A 20,959-nucleotide genomic window follows, 5' to 3' on the forward strand; every position below is an offset into this window, starting at 1 on the left:
CTATCGATATGATGAAAAAATGTACTTTGCCGGTTCTGGAAATGAGTTGTGCCGTATGTGCCAACAATGTAGAAAACAAAGTAAATTCATTATCAGGAGTCACTTCCGCTTCTGTCAACTTTGCAGCAAATACAATTACCGTAGAATATAATCCCGAACAGATCACGTTGCCACAAATCAAAGCAGAGATTCAATCTATCGGATATGATCTTGTTATAGATGAAGAAAATCAAGAAGATATACAAGAAGAAGCGCGAAAAAGCCATTACGCTCTCTTAAAAAGAAAAGTAATCATCGCATGGATTTTGTCTATTCCGGTCATGCTCCTATCTATGATTTTTATGCATATACCCGGAAACGAATGGATTATGATGGTACTTACCTTGCCTATTCTGCTCTACTCCGGACAAAGCTTTTATACCCATGCGTGGAAACAGGCAAAACAGCACACCGCCAATATGGATACTTTGGTAGCATTAAGTACATCGATTGCATTTTTATTCAGCCTGTTTAACACTATATACCCTCAATTTTGGACTGAACAAGGTATGGAGGCTCATGTATATTACGAAGCTGCCGGGATGATCATCGCATTTGTTCTTTTAGGAAAGTTAATGGAAGAGCGAGCTAAAAACAGCACGACATCTGCCATAAAAGGACTTATGGGACTGCAACCGAAAACTGCACGGAAAGTCATTGAAACCGAAGAAATAGAAGTACCGATCGGGCAATTGCAACCAAACGACAAAATCAGTGTACGTCCGGGAGAAAAAATTCCGGTAGACGGTATTGTAATCGACGGAAACTCCTATGTTGATGAAAGTATGATCAGCGGTGAAGCTATTCCGGTAAAAAAACAATCGGGAGACCGTGTATTGGCAGGGACAATAAATCAACGGGGATCGTTTATCTTGAACGCAACCCAAGTCGGAAGCAGTACCGTACTCGCACAAATCGTACGTATGGTACAAGAAGCCCAAGGCAGCAAAGCCCCTGTTCAAAAAGTAGTAGATCGCATTAGCAGCATCTTTGTCCCTATCGTCATCAGCATTTCCATAATAACATTTATCGTATGGATAATCATCGGGGGCAACCATTATTTTTCCTATGCCTTGTTATCAGCAGTATCGGTACTTGTCATTGCATGTCCATGCGCTTTAGGATTGGCAACCCCGACCGCACTTATGGTCGGGATAGGTAAAGGTGCAGAACAGCACATACTGATCAAAGATGCTTTTGCTCTTGAAAACTTATGTAAGGTAAATTGCGTCGTATTAGACAAAACCGGAACATTAACCGAAGGTCATCCTTCGGTAAGCGATGTTCTCTGGATTACAGATTCTGATCAAACCTCCCAATCGATATTACTTGCTGCAGAACAAAAGTCGGAACATCCTCTTGCAATCGCAATTACCGAATATCTGAAAGAGAAGGGTGTTGCACCGGAAGAAATCAATTCATTCGAAAGTATTACCGGAAAAGGGATCGAAGTTGTTTTCGAAGACAGTAAATACTGGGTAGGAAGTTTGTCTTTCGCTCAAACACAACAAATACAATTACCGGAAAAAGCATTACAAAAAACAGAAATGTGGTCTAAGGAGAATAAAAGTATCATATACTATGGAAGGGATTCTTTCCTCATGGCCGTTTTTGCTATCACCGACTCACTAAAACCGACATCGGCTCAGGCAGTACAAACTCTTGAAAAAAGAGGTATAGAAGTGCATATGCTCACAGGCGACGGCAACAAAACCGCACAAATGATAGGCGAGACATTGGGGATCAAACATATACAGGCCGAAGTCATGCCTGCTGATAAAGAAACATATATACAGAATCTGCAACAAAAAGGGAAAATCGTTGCAATGGTAGGAGACGGCATTAATGATTCTCAAGCTCTGGCACGGGCAGATGTAAGTATCGCTATGGGAAAAGGCACAGATATTGCGATGGATGTAGCTATGGTAACGCTGATGACCTCAGATCTTTTACTGTTACCCCAAGCAATCAAACTTTCTCAAAGAACAGTCCGACTCATCCACCAAAATCTGTTCTGGGCATTTATCTATAACGTCATAGGTATTCCTATTGCCGCAGGAATATTATTCCCGATAAACGGATTGTTATTAAATCCTATGTGGGCAAGTGCGGCAATGGCATTCAGTTCGGTTTCGGTTGTTCTGAACAGCTTACGTTTAAAATATAGCTAAATTCATCTTCAGCAATACTCCTGACGAGATAATAACTTTTTTTGTCGTCTCCAGTTTTCCTCTTTAAAGAGAGATACATAAACATAGATAAAAGCGATTAAATTCGAATGAGAACAATCCAATAATTATTCTCATTTGTTCGGGACTATTTATCTAAATTTCCTCTCTTAAAAAAGGCTAAGAGCCTGTTTAAATCTTCCAATAAACAATAGGCTTATCTGTTTACCATATTTCTACTAAAAGATTCACTTTTTCATTCATAATGATAAAAAAATCGCCTTTTTGTATCACAAAATAAATAAATTGCTTATTTTTGCACACATATTTGCATAATAAATGCATAAAAAAACATTTTATCAATCTTTTATTTTGACATAAAAATTCAAAATCGTCTAAAAAAACGATCGTTTTTTCGGACGTAATCAACCTAAACAGTAATTGAAATGAAAAGGAAATGGTTTATACTTCCTTATGTGTTAGTGTTTTGCATAATCAATATTTTTGCACAATCTAAAAAGCCCGAAGATAAATTTATGTCCGAATGGCATCTGCTATTCAATGATTCAATTATCGGAACAAATGTTTCATCTGCACTCGTATGGTTAGAATCACAAAAATTAAAACCGAAAAAAAATATTATCGTCGGAGTAATCGATTCCGGGACTGATACCACCCACCTTTATATACAAAAAGCTTTATGGCACAATAAAAAAGAAAAACACAATGGTAAAGACAATGATAAAAACGGATATAAAGGCGATGTTTCCGGTTGGAATTTTTTAGGAACTCCCGACGGATCTTTTAATATGCGAAGCGCCGGTACAGAAGAATTTCGCGAATTTAAAAGATTATATCCGAAATATAAAAATTACCCGACCGACTCGACAACAATAGCAAATGCGTCTCCCGAATTTATCTATTACCTGAAAATGAAGGCAGGAGCACGCATCGAATCCTATTTCAAATTCACCGAATATTTGCAACAACAAGCAAATGCGTACGAAGAACTCACTAAACGGGCAAAATCGGCATATCCCGGTAAAGACTCCCTGAGAGTCATCGACATTATGAGTATCGATGCAAACGATTCTCTATTCAATATATCTGCACAACTGATCGCCATCGATCTTATGAACGGCAGCAAAAACCGACTATGGCAAACTCTGGTCGACAAGCATAATGCAAAACTGAATCAGGCACAAACCCGTATCAAAAGCATCGAAGCAGACAAAGATAAACGGCTGCTTATGGGCGATGACATACACGACGCATCCGACCGCTTTTACGGGAATCCCGATATAATGTGCGATGATTACTTCCACGGCACATTCGTTGCCGGAATAATCGCAGCCCAACCAAACCCTGAAAATAAAATGATCGGGATTTACCCGACAGCAAAAATAATGACGATCCGGGCAGTTCCTGAAGGTGATGAATACGATAAAGACATTGCATCTGCAATACGTTATGCTGTCGATAACGGAGCTAAAATCATCAATATGAGTTTCGGCAAACAGACTTCTCCCGATGCCGATATGGTAGAAGATGCTATTCGTTATGCTGCAGACCATGACGTTTTGTTAGTCATGGCATCCGGAAATAACGGTACAGACTGCGATAAAAAAATCTATTATCCGCAAGGACTCGATAAAACGGGGAAAAGAATAGATAACCTGATCCGTGTCGGAGCTTCGGACATAAACGGCAACCCCGGATCAATATCCAATTATGGAAAAAACAGTGTAGATCTCTTCGCTCCGGGAATGGATATTACATCTTTAGGTGAAAACAACGGATATACCACCTCAAGCGGAACGAGTATAGCAGCTCCCGTAGTAGCAGGTATTGCCGCCATCATCCGGGACTATTTTCCCAAGCTGTCAGCCGGTCAAGTAAAAGATGTCCTGATAAAGAGCGTAACGCCGATGAACGGCAAGTCTGTAAAAATTCCCGGACCGAATAAAAAGGGGAATACTACTATGTACGATTCGCTTTGTGTTTCCGGAGGTATTGTTAATGCTTTAAATGCCGTAAAAATGGCTCAACAGTTGTCTTCAAAAAAGAACAAATAAGATGAAAAAATTATATTTAAAACTGTTTTCTTTCCTGTTTTTAGCAGCTATATTTCCTTTTAACAGTCTATGTCAAGACTATGTAAATTGGAATGTTGCCGAGAAATATACGGCAGACTCTCTGTCGGGACATTATCGCTCCTCTCTTTTAGCAACATGGATTCCTGACACTCACCACTTTTATTATGCCATAGAAAAAAACGGAGTGCGGAGCTTCTATTTAGTCGATGCGACAAAAGGAAAGAAGAAATTGCTTTTTGATAACAAACGTTTAGCTGAAGATATTTCCCGGCTTACCCAAACAGAATACACACCCGAAAAATTAAAAATATACCGGTTAGATTTCTATAATAAAGATCTTAGTAAATTCTATATTCGCAAAGATAATAAGACTTTCGAATATAATGTAAACACAGGTAAAATCAAAATCGTTTCCACTGTTCCGGAAGTCAAGAAAAAAAGTACGGGCAGCGGTTTTCCCGCTATTTTCGGGAAAAAATCATGGGAAAAATATTCGAAAGACAACAAATTCTACATATACGGAAGGGATCATAACTTATACCTTTCGCATAAAGATAAGATAGAAGATATACAACTGACGACCGATGGCGAACCGTATTTCTCTTATACTTCGAACAGCGATGAAAAACGGGACACGGCATGTTGCTATACGTCGGCTCGCTGGATAGACGACACGCATATCATTTTTGCTTTCAGAGAAGATAAGCGGGCAATCAAGACAATGACTTTGGTCAACAGTCTCGCAAATCCCCGCCCGACCACGGACACTTATAAAATGCCGATGCCCGGAGATCAGGGAATAAGTCAATACGATATAGCTCTTTTCAATGCAGATACTCAAGAAAAAATTCCGGTTTCCATAGCTAAATATCCCGACCAGAAAGTTGAAATAAGTTATTCTTCAACTCCGGGATATGTATTTTTTACCCGAAGAAGTCGTCCTGCCGATTATATCGACTTGTGCAGACTCGATATTCGCACGGGAAAAGTAGAAGAACTGATCACGGAACATTGCGCCCCGCACATAAACATCCAACTTTTCAAATATCACCTTATCAATGACGGAAAAGAAATCATCTGGTGGTCTGAAAGAAATGGCAAAGGACAATACTTTCTGTATGATAATAACGGAAACCTGAAAAACGCCATTACCCCGCCCGACATGGTTGCCGGAACGATTATGAAACTCGATACGCTGAACCGTACGATTATTGTTGAAGGATATGGCCGGGAAAAAGGAATCAATCCGCATTACCGATTCTTCTATAAAGTTAATCTGGACGGAAAAGGTTTCACATTACTGACTCCGGGAAACGGGACACACAGTATAGAACTTTCACCTGACGGAAAATATTTAATAGACAACTATTCGCGCATGGATATGCCGACGGTCAGTCAGCTGATAAAAATCGCCTCGCCTAAAAAGAATATGGTATTAGAAGAAAGCGATGACTCGGAACTAAGGAAACTGGGATGGAAACCTCCCGTATTATTCCAAATAAAAGCAGCAGACGATTCGACCGATCTTTACGGAATCATGTATCTTCCGTTCGATTTAGATACGACACGTCTTTACCCGATTATAACAAATGTATATCCGGGTCCGCAAGACGACCAGATTCCGAGAGCATTTACGGTCGATGACAATTATAATCAATCTTTAGCCCAACTGGGTTTTGTAGTTATCAATGTAGGGGCAAGGGGAAGTTCGCAAATACGAGGACGGGATTTTCATTGTTTCGGATACGGAAACTTAAGAGATTATCCGTTGGCAGATGATAAACATGCGATCGAGACACTTGCCCGCCGTTATCGGTTTATCGATCTCGACCGAGTAGGAATTTACGGACATTCAGGAGGAGGATTCCAAACCGTAGCTGCCATGCTCACTTATCCGGACTTTTACAAAGTAGGTATAGCTGCATCCGGAAACCACGATAACAACTTATACATACAGTGGTGGGGAGAAACTTATCACGGAGTAAAAACCCACACCGACAGCATAACGGGAAAAACTGTCTTTACCTGCAAAATTCCGACAAATAACGAACTGGCAAAAAATCTGAAAGGTCGGTTAATGCTGATCACTGGAGATGTCGATAAAAATGTACATCCGTCGACGACTTTCAGACTGGCCGATGCCCTAATGAAAGCCGATAAACGGTTCGACATGATGGTTATGCCCGGAATGGATCATGGAGTAGGGAATACTTATTATTACAATTTGATCCGCTACTACTTTGTCGAGCATTTATTAAACCCGAAAAAAGAACACATAGATATCATTCATCACAAGTAATTAAAACAAGAAAGTTTTGTATGAAACTCAAGCAAGTAATACTGAAAAGCGTGTATTTATATCCGACAATGTTAGCGGTCTTCATGCTGATGATTCCCGGAATAAATGCTTTTGCGCAGGACAAGTCCGACAAAATCAAAATTACCGGAACGGTCTATGATGAAACGAAACAGCCGTTAGCAGGAGCTTCTGTACGAGAAGAAAGAACAAGTAACGGAACAATTACCGATCAAGACGGAAACTTTACGATTTACGTGAAAAAAGGAAGTACTCTCCGTATCTCTTTCTTAGGACTCGAATCGAAAGTAATGACGGCAAATATCGCAGGGAAGTTCGATATTATGCTGAAAGACAACACTAAAGAACTGGGTCAAGTGGTTGTAACGGGATATGGAAAAACAACTAAAGACCGGGTCACAGGTTCTGTCGGCATAGTAACCGCCAAAGACTTGAAAGGATCTCCTACCGCCAATATAGACCAGCTCCTTCAAGGGAAACTGGCCGGTGTCAGCGTACAGGCCGTTTCAGGTCGTCCGGGAGAATCTTCCACGATCCGCATACGCGGAACAAAGTCATTGACAAAAGAGAGTGCTGATCCGCTCTGGGTCATAGACGGTGTTCCCTTGCAACGTAATATTCCTAAAATCGACAACAGTCAATTATCGACCGGAGACTTCAATAATATTTTCACCAGCGGAATCGCAGGAATAGATCCGAATGAAATCGAGTCGATCAGTGTCTTAAAAGATGCTTCGGCCGCCGCAATTTACGGTTCTCAGGCTGCCGCAGGCGTTATCGTCGTAACGACCAAGCGCGGAAAAGCGGGAAAAATGCAGATCAACTACTCCGCCAATATGACGTTCGTTACCAAACCTCCCCGCAGCGCGAACCTGATGAACTCTCAAGAAAAATTAGCATGGGAGCAGGAACTATGGGATGAATTTTCGGCTGCAGGATACCAACAATACATAAGCGGAGATGAAACCTCCCATTATCCGGTAATCGGAATCGTCGGTATGATACGTTCGGGAAAAGGCAATTTCAAAGATTGGACGAAATCCGAACAGGATGCCTATATCTCCCAATTAGGCCAGCACACGACCAATTGGTTCGACGAGATATTCCGCACCTCCATTTCGAACAGTCACCATCTCTCGTTCTCCGGCGGATCGGACAAAAGTACATACTACATATCTGCCGGATATAACCGCAATAACGGTTTAGTGAAAAAGAGCAATTACGACCGTTATAATGTGAGTGCAAAGGTCGATATGAAACCCAATAAACGCGTTACGTTAGGCGTGACTACCGACATGGCCTATCAAATCTCTCGGGGAGCGTCCTTGAACGTCGATCCGTTCAAATACGCCTATTTCGCCAACCCGTACGAAATGCCGTACAACAGCGACGGTTCTTACGCCAAAGACCAGACCTATTTTACATTAGCAAAAAATAACGGTTCTACGAGTTCGCAGATACCATCGAACGGTTATAATATCTTACGGGAAATGGAAAACACCTCGACCGAAGCGAAAAACGTAAATGTGAACATAAATGTGAATTTAGGCATCTCGATCTTGAAAAACTTGAAATTCGAAGGATTGGGTTCTTACAGCTACACTAACAACATCTCCGAAAATATCAACGGGCAAGACACATACGCCGCATGGACAGACCGCCCGTTCGAAGGAAGCAGCTTCTCCTCTACCCGCACTTACGGATCGATTGCTCAATCCACGGCATTCAATCAAAGTTACAGCCTGCGGGGACAATTCCATTTCTCCCAGACATTTGCCAATATACATAACATAAGCCTGCTTGCCGGATCGGAGATCAGACGACAATATGCCAAAAACATCTACTCCAAAAGATACGGATACGACACGGTAACCGAAAACTCTTCCACTCCGGTATATCCGAGCGACCAAAAGGTGGATTATAATAAACTTGTTGAATTTGCCTCCCTTATGGACGGAAATTCGGGGCAAAGCACCGATGAGGACGCAATGGCATCATTTTACGCTTCATTAGACTATGTATTGATGAACAAATATGTACTCAGCTACACGATGCGTACCGACGGCTCGAACCGTTTCGGAAGCAAAGAACAGTTCAACCCGACCGGTTCTTTAGGTCTAAGCTGGAATATGGGCGAAGAGAATTTTATGTACAGGTTGAAACCGGCATTAAGTTCCCTGCAACTCAGAGTATCGGGAGGATATACCGGAAAAGTAAATGCTTCCGCAACTCCTTATATCATAATGACATACAATAGTAATTTCAGAAAAACCGACGAGACCTATTATCGTATGGGATATATCAAAAATCCGCCCAATCCGAAACTCCGCTGGGAGCGTACGTTCGATATCAGCGGATCGGTAAACGCCGGATTTTTCGATGAACGCATGCAGATAGAAATCGGCGGATACCGTAGTTTGGGTAAAGATATAATCAGCAGCGTTTATGTCCCGTATTCCACAGGATTCGATGACCAATCATACAATACCTCCAAGATTCTGAATAAAGGGGTCGAAGTAACCGTATCGGGACAAATCGTCAAAACAAAAGATTTTAAATTGAATGTTTCAATCAATGCTGCATACAATGCTAATAAATTAGTAGAGTACAATTCACCGTACAGTGCCTACAATACCGAGCAAGAAGGATATCCGATCAGTTCCCTCTTCTCGGGTATATGCAACGGCATCGATCCGAAGTTGGGAATATATACCTACAAACTGCGATCCGATACCGACCGTAAAGAGAACAACTACCGAAAAAATTCGGATAATTACCGTTTCTATATCGGAACTTCCAATGCTCCTGTAAACGGAGGATACTCGATCAATTTCTCTTACAAACAATTTTCATTGGGAGTAAGCGGAAACTACTCTATCGGGAATAAGATAAACAGCGAGATCTCCTCTCCTGCATATTACAGCATAATAAATGGATCTGTACAAAACAGTCCACAGACATCTCGCAGCGATCTCTACGCAAACCACCTGAATGTTTCGAAAGATGTGGTAAACCGATGGACCGAGTCGAACCCGATTACCGACGGATACCCGCGTCTTGTCGATGCATTCGGTACGAAGATATCTATCGATGGAAAATTTCTCGAAGACTATATGACGACATTGTCCTATATCACTAACGGGGCTTTTATCGAGAATATCTCCTATTTCAAGATCGGGAATATCTATCTCAATTACAGTTTCCCTGACGCGCAGTGGATGCGGAAAGCCCGCATCACATCATTCGGACTTACCGCATCGGTCAGCAACGTATGCATATTCAGTAACTACTCGGGAATAGACCCCGAAACACCGGGTGCCGTATATCCCCAAGCAAGGAATTTCACATTAGGACTTAATATCGGATTCTGATAAATTATGACATTATGAAACGACTATTTATAACATATCTTCTATTCCTAAGCCTCTCTTCTTGTAAGGAATTTCTCGATATCAAACCTCACGAAGAGACGATACCCGAAAGCGCGGAAGAGTTTTCGGCTCTCCTGCATACTCATCTCAACGGGTTGGATTACGGAACATCTACTATTATTCCCAATAGCGATAATGTTGCGTCAAACGAATCGGCCTGCGACAACTTGGAAGTGGCGCTTACCCAAACAGGAGGATCTGTATTAAAAAACTACATTGGTAATATCGTTACACAAGAAACAATTTATTCCTCTTATTATGAAATCATACGAGATTGCAATATCATACTCGGAGAGATGAAAGACTCCGAATCGGACATAGCAAAGAACGTATTGGGTACTACCTACGCCATGCGGGGAATTTGTTACTACGAACTGATGCGCCTCTATTGCGATGTATATGATCCTTTGCAGAAATCGCAATTGGGATTGCAACTGGTCACGACATTCGATATGGAAGAGCGCCCTATTCGCAGTTCTTTAGAAGAAACGATGACACTCATCGAAGAAGACTTTAAAAAAGCACTGTTCTATAACGTTCAAGAACCGATATGGCGGTTTACCGCAGATGTTGTAAAAGGATATCTCGCCCGTTTTTATTTCTGGACCCGACAATGGGACAATGCCATTTATTACGCAGGAGAAGTGATAAAAAGTCATCCCTTGGTAGATAGGGAAGGATACAAGGCCATGATGGAAAACGGTTATTCTCTGAAAGGGAACATGCTGATAAAGTCGGAACTGATTTCCTCTTCCAGCAGTGAACAGGAAGGAGCAGGCACTTATGAACCCCTCAATTACAGGCCTGTCAGCAAACGGTTTCTCGATACATTCAGCGATACGGAAAAGGCCAACGACATACGCTATGAAATGAATTTCTCGAAAAAACGTATCGCTACAAAATTTATTTTCTCAGGCATGCGTAGTGCCGAAATGCTTCTGATCAGAGCGGAAAGCTACTATCACAAAGGCAGTGAAGACCTTGCATTGGCGGATATCAATACCCTGAGAGGAAACCGTATATTGAATTATGAACCGTTGACACTATCTTCTCTGCCCGAACCGATACCCGGAACCGATTACATTACTCAGGACGTAACCGGAGCACCGCTCACCAAACTGATGGCATTGATACTGACCGAGCGTCGCAAAGAGCTGTTTCTCGAAAACGACCGCTTTTATGAACTGAAACGAAACGGACGTCCCGAATTCTGGGTTGCCGTAAACGGACAAAAATATACAAACAGAAAGTTCATGTATAACTTCCCCATCCCGATACGCGACACCAAACTTATTCCCGATCTGCAACAAAATGAAGGTTACGAGGATTATATAATTAACTAAAAACGAAGTTATGAAACTATTAAATAGACCAATATTCGGAACGATTCTTTTTTTCGTATCAGCTGTTTTTTCAGCATGCGACTCTTACGAGGATGAAGCTCCTCGGGTAGATAACAATAACTCCTATTTTTATTTCCCAAGTACAGAGTTGACCTCATCGGAAAGAGCCGAATACGAGGCAATAAAAAAGGAATATCAAGACAATGTCGGAAACTGATAATATACGAATCTCACTCCAAATGAAATTTTAAATAAATTATAAAAAACAAATTTTCCACTAATCAAATTTATTAATCTAAAAAAACAGAACAAAATGAAAAAAACAGTGTATGCAATGGCTGCCATTCTGCTTTCTTTAGGATTTGCAGCCTGTTCGGAAGACGATGATGAAAAAGAAGTTTTCGATGACGTAACGACAGAACTGACCGAGGATGTGATCTACTCGTTCTCATACGACAATGCGACGATGTTCGAAACGGCGACAGTCGAAGTCTCTTTATTGAAAAAAGAAAACTCCACTCAATCTTTTACCGCACCGAAGGATATTACTTTCCCGATCGTTGTAGATGAAACATCTACTGCCGTAGAGGGTACGCATTTCGAATTCGATGGAGAAAAGGCACTCACCGTAGCAAAAGGAGCGTCGAAAGGTACTCTCAAACTGAAACTGTTACAAAAAGAAGAAGGCAAAGATGTTATCGTCCTGAATATACAGAAACCCCAAAACGATACCGACCGGTTTTCCTTGGGAAATAACGGATCGGTTACGATCAAGATCGCCGGAGAAACGTTAGAAGTACTGAAAGGGACATGGAGCAATTGTACATGGGATAATTCAGCGTATTATGCACTTTGGCTTGATATAACAAAGTTCCCTCAAGTATCGGCGGAAGACCAGATCACCATCAGCGACCAAGGAATCGAAGTAAACCTGAAAAGCGACCTGAAAAATTATTTCGTCGGTAACAGCAACCTGCAATATGTAGGAGAAAAAGATTTCCGTTATGGGGACAACTTCTATGTTAAAAGAACTGTCGCCGTATTTATCTTGGATAATATCAACGCCAACTTTTCAGCGACAAGCTCGACAATCAAGGACTCTCGAGTAGGATTTACCGTAATCAAAGACGAAAACAACGAAGAGGTTCTCGAAATGGTTATCTACTCTTATGAACCGACAGACTTCCTCGTCGAAGAGTATGAATTTGCGAAAGAAGAAGGGGAAACAGAAGATGAACCGGCTATGTTTGGTTATCCGTTGCGTTACCACTTCAAACGGGTACAATAATTATATATGCAACTTACAAAAACAGGAAATGCTTTCATTAGTATTTCCTATTTTTTTGTATAAACGTTTTTGTTACTTTTGTTGTTATAAAATTCAGACAGGCTCTAAAACCTAATTTCAAAAAAATGGAAACAAGTAAATTTAAGACAAATGCCAAATGCGGAGGATGTGTTGCCAAAATAGCGGAATCACTCGATAAAATATTACCTCGCGAACAATGGGATATAGATCTGAACAGTGCAGATAAAATACTGACCGTAACGTCCGACCAGCCGGATGCCGTCATTATAAAAGCGGTTAGCGATGCAGGATTTAAAGCCGAAAAAATCGGTTAGAGCTTGTCTAAATTTTGCTCGGGTCAGATTTGAGAGTTTCTTTCGAGGATATTTTTCTGTTTTTAGGAGGAGGATAGCGGGCTATCTGACGAGGGAAAACGGGAAAAAAGACCGGAAGAAAACACAAAGATGACCTGATAGTATTTTCTAATTGGAAAATTCAGACAGGCTCTTAGAGCCTATAAAAAATAGCGGAGCTACGGGAAACAGACTTAAAAACATCGAGTAACGTTCTTTTTTAACAGAACGACAGATACGATATAACATACCCCGACTCCCCTTTATATTACAAAATAAAAGCGATTTCGTTATTTCAATATCATTTTATTGCTATTACCGTCCTTTTCTTTAACTTTGCACAAGTTAAACAACTATAATTATGGACGAACAGATAAAGCAAATTGCGATCCGGTTAAAAGGACTGCGCGATGTACTCGACCTGACTACTCAAGATGTAGCTCAGGCTTGTGGCATTTCTGAAGAAAAATACATAGCATTAGAATCGGGAGAACAAGATATTCCCGTAAGTATATTACATCAAATCAGCCTGCATTACGGTATAGACTTATCTGCACTGATGTTCGGTGACGAACCGCGCATGAATGCATACTTTTTAACCCGCAAAGGAAAAGGAGCTGCCGTCGAGAGAACGAAAGCTTATAAATACCAATCTCTGGCAGCCGGATTTATGAACCGTAAAGCCGACCCGTTTATCGTTACCGTAGAACCGGGAAACGAATCAGCTCCCGTACATTTGAACAGCCATCCGGGACAAGAATTCAACCTTGTGATCGAAGGACACATGATGCTGCAAATCGGAGACAAGCAATTGTTTCTTAATGAAGGCGACAGCATTTACTTCGATGCCAACCGACCTCACGGCATGAAAGCTCTCGATGGTAAACGAGTTCAATTCCTTGCTATAATTATCTAAATTAAAGTCCTATTTATTAATAACATGTTAGAAAAATTTCTAAAACAGACCTCTTTTTCGTCACAAGAGGATTTTATGCAGAATTTTAAAGTTATCGTACCCGAGAACTTTAATTTCGGATATGACGTCGTCGACGAATGGGCTCGGATCGCTCCGGAGAAAAAAGCTCTTTGCTGGACAAATGATAAAGGAGAACATATCGATTTTACTTTTGCCGATATAAAAAGAGAAAGTGACAAAACTGCATCCTATTTCCAATCATTGGGTATCGGACACGGAGACATGGTTATGCTCATTCTGAAGCGAAGATTTGAATTCTGGTTTTCTATCATAGCACTCCACAAGTTAGGAGCAGTATGTATTCCGGCAACACACCTCCTTACCGAAAAAGATATTATATATCGCTGTAACGCAGCCGATATAAAAATGATTGTAGCAGTAGGAGAAGATATTGTCACAGGTCATGTAGATCGTTCCCTGTCCGCATCTCCGTCTTTGCAACATTGCGTATCGGTAGGTCCTGTGATTCCGAAAGGCTGGGACGATTTCCATGCCGGTATCGAGGCGGCAGCACCATTCTCTCGCCCGGCATTCGTCAACACAAACGAAGACACCTCTCTCCTTTATTTTACGTCCGGAACTACAGGTAACCCTAAAATGGTAGCACATGATTTTACCTATCCTCTGGGACATATCATTACCGGAAGCTTTTGGCACAATCTGAACGAAGAAAGTCTGCACCTGACCCTGGCCGACACGGGTTGGGGGAAAGCCGTATGGGGGAAATTATACGGGCAATGGATCGCCGGAGCAAATGTATTTGTTTACGATTTCGACAAATTCACGCCTGCAGATGTATTGGGTATGATAGAAAAATACCATATTACTTCATTCTGCGCCCCTCCTACCGTATTCAGATTCTTAATACGAGAAGATCTGAGCAAATTCAATATTTCGTCCCTAAAATATTGTACGATTGCGGGAGAGGCTCTGAACCCTAAAGTCTATGAGGAATTTTATCGCATTACCGGCATTAAATTGATGGAAGGTTTCGGACAGACGGAAACAACCCTGACTGTCGCAACCTATCCGTGGGTAGAACCTAAACCCGGTTCTATGGGAATACGCAATCCGCAGTATGACATCGATTTGCTGACAAACGACGGACGATGGGCAGAAGAGGGAGAACAGGGACAAATCGTAATCCGTACCGATAAAGGGAAACCTCTGGGACTCTTCAAAGAATATTATCGCGACCCGGAAAAAACAAAAGAGGCTTACCATGACAATATCTACTATACCGGAGATGTAGCTTGGAGGGATGAGGACGGATATTATTGGTTCGTGGGACGTGCCGACGATGTAATTAAATCATCGGGCTATCGTATCGGTCCGTTCGAAGTAGAAAGTGCCTTAATGACCCATCCGGCAGTCGTAGAATGTGCAATCACGGGAGTTCCCGATGAAATACGCGGACAAGTAGTCAAGGCAACTATCGTTTTGGCAAAAGATTACAAAGATCGTGCCGGAGAAGCTCTCATCAAAGAAATACAAGATCACGTAAAACATGTTACAGCTCCTTATAAATATCCGCGAATCGTAGAATTTGTAGAGGAGTTGCCGAAAACGATCAGTGGAAAAATCCGACGAGTAGAGATACGGGATAAAGACCATAAATAAAATATACATAATGTTCAGCAACGAATGGTTTGCCGGAGAATCGGAATCGGATAAAGGAAGGATTATCACCCGGGGACGTATGTTTGCCGAAAACGGCAATGCCTCCGGGTCGTTCCGTACCCGGGCGGAAATGCAATGGAAATATAAAGGGGAAACAGACGGTATGCCGTCTGCCGATGAAACCGAAGTGATAGACCGGATCATGAATCTGCTCACGGAATCACTCGAAAGATCGAATATTGCAATCTTAACGGCTATTCATATCGGTGGCAGGCAAGCTTTATATGTTTATTATACGCAAGAATTACAAGCCTTTTCAGGGAAAGTAAACGAGTTATTAGGAAAACTTCCGTCCTTACCTATACAAATAGGTGCAACCGAAGACCCTGATTGGACAGACTATAAACAAATGCTCAAGAAATTCGGAATCAATCATTAAATAACTATTCTTCTTATGTTTCAATATAAACGAATAGCGGTAAAAATAGGCAGTAACGTACTGACACGGAAAGACGGGACTCTCGATATCACCCGAATGTCGGCGTTGGTAGATCAAATAGCCGAACTGCATAAAGCCGGAATGGAAATCGTTCTTATCTCATCCGGAGCTGTCGCCTCGGGACGCAGCGAATTGAAACAACACCGAAAATTGGATGCGGTTTCGGCGCGACAATTATTTTCGGCCGTAGGTCAGGCTAAACTGATAAACCGTTATTTCGAACTTTTTCGCGAACATGGAATTGCTTGCGGTCAAGTATTGACGATGAAAGAAAATTTTGCGACCCGGCAACATTATCTCAATCAAAGGCACTGTATGGAAGTCATGATCGAAAACGGAGTTATTCCTATCGTGAACGAAAATGATACGATCTCGGTGACCGAACTGATGTTTACGGATAATGACGAACTTTCCGGTCTGATCGCTTCGATGATGAATATGGAAGCCTTGATTATTCTCAGTAACATCGACGGCATTTACAACGGGAATCCCGAAAATCCTCAAAGCCGGGTCATTACTGAAATCACAGGCAACAGACAGAATTTGTCCGAATATATACAGACAAAAAAATCTTCTTTCGGAAGAGGGGGGATGCTGACGAAATGCAATATAGCAAGAAAAGTCGCAGATGAAGGAATTATGGTTATTATCGCTAACGGCAAAAAAGAGAATATTCTTCCCGACGTATTGCGAAAAAACAGCGATGCGGTATGTACTCGATTTTTACCGGCAGAGAAACCCGCATCCAGCATAAAAAAATGGATTGCTCACTCCGAAGGTTTTGCAAAAGGCGAGATACATATCAACGCATGTGCACAAGAGACTTTGATGTCTCATCAAGCCGCAAGTTTATTGCCGATAGGCGTAACCCGAATTGAAGGTGATTTCGAAAAAGACGACATCGTACGAATTTTTGATCATGAAGGGAATCAAATAGGAGTAGGACGTATCGGATATAACAGCGAAAAAGCTCGTTCTCTTATCGGGAAACAGGGTGCTCGTCCCCTTATTCATTATGATTATCTATATTTAGACTAATAATACTTATGGAATAACTTTAAGAACCTATTTAAATTTAACTTTAAAATAATATCACTATTTTACACTCACAACTACACACATGAAAAAGATCTTGAAGTATTATCTGCTAATATCGGCAGTATGTTTCGGGCATATAGACAATTATGCCGAAACAAAGGATTTAAGTCCGCAACAACGTTATGAACAAATGCAACGGGAACTGGCCACAGGTTGGAATACGTGGGATACCCGTAGTGCACTTACGCATGTGCTGCTCCCTTACGGCGCAGCTATCGACCTGCATGTAATCGATGGAAAAGGAATACGAAAAAATTCCTTTACCATAGGAAGCGGCTTGCTACATGCCGGACCTCACACCTATGACGGAAAATATACCGATATAAGTCTTCGATGGAACGATCAAAAATTACGGATCGAAAGTTCTGCCGACTCTTTGGAAAATATTATTCGAATTACTCCTTTGAAAGGGAATAACCCGGAAGGGAAAATCGTCGTTGTCTTAAAAGGAGTATGGCAACGCGATGTGAAAATACAAGTTAACGGTCAACAATTTCAATTTCGTCCCGGTAACCTAAAACAAAAAATAGAAGGGAAAGCATACGGAAAATGGATAAAAAGCGAACGGAATGAGATTACATTTTCTACACAAGAGCCGATTACCATCTGCTGCGGCTCAGATATAGAACCGGCAAAAGCCCAAAATAAATTACGTGAATCCGCTGATCGTTTTATAAATAACAACAAGAAACAGTACGGAGACGATTATGAGGTATATAACGCCATGCAGAATGTGCTTTCTTGGGACAATATATATGATCCGACCATTCGTAAAGTTATTACTCCCGTCAGTCGGGACTGGAATATAAACTGGAGTTCCAACCCTAACTACGGAGGATTTGTTCTTTTCTGCTGGGACTCTTATTTTGCCTCCATGATGTTTTCGGCGGGAAATCGGGAACTTGCCTATGCGAATGCCGTCGAAATAACCAAATCGATTACAGAATCTGGCTTTGTTCCCAATTTTTACTCAGGAAATGATTATAAATCGAGAGATCGTTCTCAACCGCCTGTAGGATCATTGGCCGTATGGAGTTTATATAAGAAATACGGAGACAGATGGTTGTTAGAGTTGCTTTATCCCGACCTTATAAAATGGAATCGATGGTGGGATAAGAACCGAAATATCGACGGTTTATTATGTTGGGGGTCTTCTCCTTATTCTCGGATAACCTATCGTAATCATGAATATGGTAGCGTCAACAACCATTACGGAGGCTGCCTAGAATCGGGACTGGATAATTCTCACATGTTCGACAATGTACCGTTCGACACTGAGCGACACATGCTTTTACAAAATGATGTTGGACTATCGAGTCTTTATATCATGGACTGCAAATTATTGGCACTTATCGCCCAAGAATTGGGATATAAAAAAGAGGCAAAAGAACTGAAAAAACGAGCAAAACAATATAGCCTTGAATTACAAAAATTGTGGGATGAAGAAAAAGGTTTTTACTACAACCGGAGAACTGATACAGGGAAAAAGAACCCACGTATATCTCCGACCAACTTTTATCCTATGTTAGCAAATATTCCCAGCCAAACTCAAGCCGAGCGTATGGTAAAGGAACATTTGATGAATCCTCAGGAATTTTGGGGAGAATGGGTTATTCCCGCCACTCCTCGCAACGATCCGGCTTTCAAAGACAATGATTATTGGCGAGGCCGCATTTGGGGACCGCTCAACTTCCTTGTATATATGGGATTACAGAATTACGATCTGCCTGAAGCGTGTAAAGCTGTTGCCGAAAAATCGAAAGCATTGTTATTGAAGGAATGGCTTAAAGACGGATCGGTATACGAAAATTACGATACGGTTTTAGGTGAAGGTCCGCATAGACGTAGTGATCGCTTTTATCATTGGGGAGCACTGCTGAGCTATATAGCATTAATCGAAGATGGCTATATAGCCCCAATAAAAATAAACAATTAAAACAGAAAAATATTCCCGAAAGGAAACTATCAAAACCGACCCGAGTAAAATTCAGACAAGCTATAAGAGCCATATCGCTCTCGAAAATAGAGTTGATATGGCTCTCACTATTGAATCAGGTTTCAGACTAAGAGCCATGTCTAAATTTTCCAATTAGAAAATATTATCAGGTCATCTTTGCGTTTTCTTTCGGTCTTTTTTCCCGTTTTCACTCGTCAGATAGCCCGCTATCATCCTCCTAAAAACAGAAAAACATCCTCGAAAGAAACTCTCAAAACTGACCCGAGCAAAATTTAGACGGGCTCTAAAAGTCTTTCTCTGCTAAAATCGAATTTTGATATTCCTCTACACAATAAATTATATCCGCTTAAAACAGTGAATCGATCGAATTGTTTACTTCTCCTTTTTTGTTACAGATTTAGTTTTACTTTCTCCGGCTACCGCTTTTTCAGCCTTTACCCGAGCGACCTTTTCCGCTTTCGCCGACTTTAATTCTTTACGCAGCAACTCTATCTCGGACGCCTGATTACGAATAGTAGTAATCAAAGAGTTCAACTCCTCATTTTCAATCGAATCCGGATACTGAGCTTTTACCCGCACGATAAAATCGCTCAAAACATTCATATAGTTGGTAAATGCTTCATAAGGCGAGTCATAAGGGCTATAATGACTATGTACCGCACCATCGGAAAAATGCTTGGTACACATATAATAAAAATGGTCGCTCGCTTGCAAATAATTCCAGTCTTGCTTCAAACGACGGTCATTACACAACCGTACCCGTTCTGCCATAGAATAAAGTTTTTCGAAAGCCTCGTTCTGAAGCAAATTCCCTAACCAAGCGCTTGTATCCCGTTCCTCATCAGCCCAAGATATGGGATAAGTAACTGATAAAGAATCCACAGGTTTCAGTTTAGAAATAATCTCGGTAGGTGTAGAAAATGAAATACCCTTCTCTTCGGCAAAACGGGGAAGAGCTTTCATAAACTCAAAGATACCGGTTTCGCGAGGTTGCAGTTCCCCTAATGTTTCATAATTCATAAACAGGTTTATAATCTGTTCTGTTTCCGGAAGGGCTGTAATCCAGTTTATAAACTTATCGGCAGTCAACGGATATTCATTCCACTCATAATTCGAAAACCGGAAAGAAATATCGTCGCTCAGTTTCGAATTTTTAAGAAGCAGTTTCAGTTTCGGGGCAGCTGCCGAACTATACAAATAATTGGGGCTTTTCCATCCTAAAATATGCTTAGCTCCTTCTGTAATGCACCCTTTAAATCCCATAGATGCAACCATCCCGGCTATTTCATCGGAATAGATCAACTCGGTATTGCGAAATACTTTAGGCCGTTGACCGAACAACATCTCGATTTTATCATCGTGTACCTTTACCTGATCGACAAATTCCTCCGGATCTTTAAGAGAAGCTAAAGAGTGTGCATACGTTTCGGATAGAAACTCCACACATCCCGTTTTCGCTAAGTCTCTCATACTATCGATAAATTCCGGCACATAAATCTCGAACTGTTCCAGTGCAACTCCGGAAATCGAAAATGCAACTTTAAATTTCCCGTTCGAGTTCTTAATCATCTCCAGTAAAGTATAGTTTGCAGGAATATAAGACCGATGAGCTATACGACTCATAATCTCTTCGTTATTAAAATCGTCATAATAATAATGATCGTTACCTATATCAAAGAAACGATAACGTTTCAAGCGGAACGGCTGATGAATTTGAAAATAAAAACAGATGGTTTTCATATCGTGTTATTTTTTATTTCTGATTAATTAAAAT

At 41.2% G+C, this 20,959-nt stretch carries 14 protein-coding genes; 13 read left to right on the forward strand and 1 reads right to left on the reverse strand.

Going from position 1 to position 20,959, the window contains the following annotated elements:
* Positions 1-8 precede the first annotated feature (8 nt).
* From Q0093_RS07715 to Q0093_RS07775, 13 genes are all read left to right on the forward strand, one after another.
* Positions 9-2,210 (forward strand): cation-translocating P-type ATPase, encoded by a 2,202-nt coding sequence (locus Q0093_RS07715; protein WP_297929465.1) that lies wholly within the window; start codon positions 9-11, stop codon positions 2,208-2,210.
* A 443-nt stretch (positions 2,211-2,653) separates the two neighbouring features.
* Positions 2,654-4,282, forward strand: a complete 1,629-nt coding sequence (locus Q0093_RS07720) for a S8 family serine peptidase (RefSeq protein WP_297929467.1) — start codon at positions 2,654-2,656, stop codon at positions 4,280-4,282.
* A 1-nt stretch (position 4,283) separates the two neighbouring features.
* Entirely contained in the window at positions 4,284-6,602 is a 2,319-nt protein-coding gene (locus tag Q0093_RS07725) for a prolyl oligopeptidase family serine peptidase (RefSeq protein ID WP_297929469.1), read from the forward strand.
* A 20-nt stretch (positions 6,603-6,622) separates the two neighbouring features.
* Positions 6,623-9,991, forward strand: coding sequence for a SusC/RagA family TonB-linked outer membrane protein (locus Q0093_RS07730; protein ID WP_297929471.1), 3,369 nt, complete (start codon positions 6,623-6,625; stop codon positions 9,989-9,991).
* 14 nt (positions 9,992-10,005) lie between these two features.
* Positions 10,006-11,394 (forward strand): RagB/SusD family nutrient uptake outer membrane protein, encoded by a 1,389-nt coding sequence (locus tag Q0093_RS07735; protein ID WP_297929473.1) that lies wholly within the window; start codon positions 10,006-10,008, stop codon positions 11,392-11,394.
* Between the two features lie 10 nt (positions 11,395-11,404).
* On the forward strand, positions 11,405-11,611 hold the full coding sequence (locus Q0093_RS07740) for a hypothetical protein (RefSeq protein WP_297929475.1): 207 nt from the start codon (positions 11,405-11,407) through the stop codon (positions 11,609-11,611).
* Positions 11,612-11,707: 96 nt separating this feature from the next.
* Positions 11,708-12,682, forward strand: a complete 975-nt coding sequence (locus Q0093_RS07745; RefSeq protein ID WP_297929477.1) for a hypothetical protein — start codon at positions 11,708-11,710, stop codon at positions 12,680-12,682.
* 125 nt (positions 12,683-12,807) lie between these two features.
* Complete coding sequence (locus tag Q0093_RS07750) at positions 12,808-13,017, forward strand: heavy-metal-associated domain-containing protein (RefSeq protein ID WP_297929479.1); 210 nt, start codon at positions 12,808-12,810, stop codon at positions 13,015-13,017.
* Between the two features lie 379 nt (positions 13,018-13,396).
* Positions 13,397-13,951, forward strand: coding sequence for an XRE family transcriptional regulator (locus Q0093_RS07755; RefSeq protein ID WP_009318566.1), 555 nt, complete (start codon positions 13,397-13,399; stop codon positions 13,949-13,951).
* Between the two features lie 24 nt (positions 13,952-13,975).
* Entirely contained in the window at positions 13,976-15,631 is a 1,656-nt protein-coding gene (locus Q0093_RS07760) for an AMP-binding protein (RefSeq protein WP_297929481.1), read from the forward strand.
* A 10-nt stretch (positions 15,632-15,641) separates the two neighbouring features.
* Positions 15,642-16,070, forward strand: a complete 429-nt coding sequence (locus Q0093_RS07765; RefSeq protein ID WP_297929483.1) for a DUF695 domain-containing protein — start codon at positions 15,642-15,644, stop codon at positions 16,068-16,070.
* Between the two features lie 15 nt (positions 16,071-16,085).
* Complete coding sequence (gene proB, locus Q0093_RS07770; protein ID WP_297303992.1) at positions 16,086-17,168, forward strand: glutamate 5-kinase; 1,083 nt, start codon at positions 16,086-16,088, stop codon at positions 17,166-17,168.
* Positions 17,169-17,250: 82 nt separating this feature from the next.
* Entirely contained in the window at positions 17,251-19,164 is a 1,914-nt protein-coding gene (locus tag Q0093_RS07775) for a trehalase family glycosidase (RefSeq protein ID WP_297929484.1), read from the forward strand.
* A 393-nt stretch (positions 19,165-19,557) separates the two neighbouring features.
* Here the strand turns inward: Q0093_RS07775 and Q0093_RS07780 are convergent, their stop codons facing one another.
* Positions 19,558-20,925 (reverse strand): glycoside hydrolase family 57 protein, encoded by a 1,368-nt coding sequence (locus tag Q0093_RS07780; RefSeq protein ID WP_297929486.1) that lies wholly within the window; start codon positions 20,923-20,925, stop codon positions 19,558-19,560.
* Between the last annotated feature and the right edge of the window lie 34 nt (positions 20,926-20,959).

It is taken from the genome of uncultured Coprobacter sp., from assembly GCF_947855755.1.
In the GTDB taxonomy this organism is placed as follows: Bacteria; Bacteroidota; Bacteroidia; order Bacteroidales; family Coprobacteraceae; genus Coprobacter.

What these genes read in the sequence shown, in the direction of transcription:
- Q0093_RS07730 (WP_297929471.1), top strand. Translation starts at nt 6,623, where the DNA reads ATGAAACTCAAGCAAGTAATACTGAAAAGCGTGTATTTATATCCGACA.
- Q0093_RS07765 (WP_297929483.1), top strand. Translation starts at nt 15,642, where the DNA reads ATGTTCAGCAACGAATGGTTTGCCGGAGAATCGGAATCGGATAAAGGA.
- Q0093_RS07755 (WP_009318566.1), top strand. Translation starts at nt 13,397, where the DNA reads ATGGACGAACAGATAAAGCAAATTGCGATCCGGTTAAAAGGACTGCGC.
- Q0093_RS07720 (WP_297929467.1), top strand. Translation starts at nt 2,654, where the DNA reads ATGAAAAGGAAATGGTTTATACTTCCTTATGTGTTAGTGTTTTGCATA.
- proB (WP_297303992.1), top strand. Translation starts at nt 16,086, where the DNA reads ATGTTTCAATATAAACGAATAGCGGTAAAAATAGGCAGTAACGTACTG.
- Q0093_RS07775 (WP_297929484.1), top strand. Translation starts at nt 17,251, where the DNA reads ATGAAAAAGATCTTGAAGTATTATCTGCTAATATCGGCAGTATGTTTC.
- Q0093_RS07750 (WP_297929479.1), top strand. Translation starts at nt 12,808, where the DNA reads ATGGAAACAAGTAAATTTAAGACAAATGCCAAATGCGGAGGATGTGTT.
- Q0093_RS07725 (WP_297929469.1), top strand. Translation starts at nt 4,284, where the DNA reads ATGAAAAAATTATATTTAAAACTGTTTTCTTTCCTGTTTTTAGCAGCT.
- Q0093_RS07740 (WP_297929475.1), top strand. Translation starts at nt 11,405, where the DNA reads ATGAAACTATTAAATAGACCAATATTCGGAACGATTCTTTTTTTCGTA.
- Q0093_RS07760 (WP_297929481.1), top strand. Translation starts at nt 13,976, where the DNA reads ATGTTAGAAAAATTTCTAAAACAGACCTCTTTTTCGTCACAAGAGGAT.
- Q0093_RS07780 (WP_297929486.1), bottom strand. Translation starts at nt 20,925, where the DNA reads ATGAAAACCATCTGTTTTTATTTTCAAATTCATCAGCCGTTCCGCTTG.
- Q0093_RS07735 (WP_297929473.1), top strand. Translation starts at nt 10,006, where the DNA reads ATGAAACGACTATTTATAACATATCTTCTATTCCTAAGCCTCTCTTCT.
- Q0093_RS07715 (WP_297929465.1), top strand. Translation starts at nt 9, where the DNA reads ATGATGAAAAAATGTACTTTGCCGGTTCTGGAAATGAGTTGTGCCGTA.
- Q0093_RS07745 (WP_297929477.1), top strand. Translation starts at nt 11,708, where the DNA reads ATGAAAAAAACAGTGTATGCAATGGCTGCCATTCTGCTTTCTTTAGGA.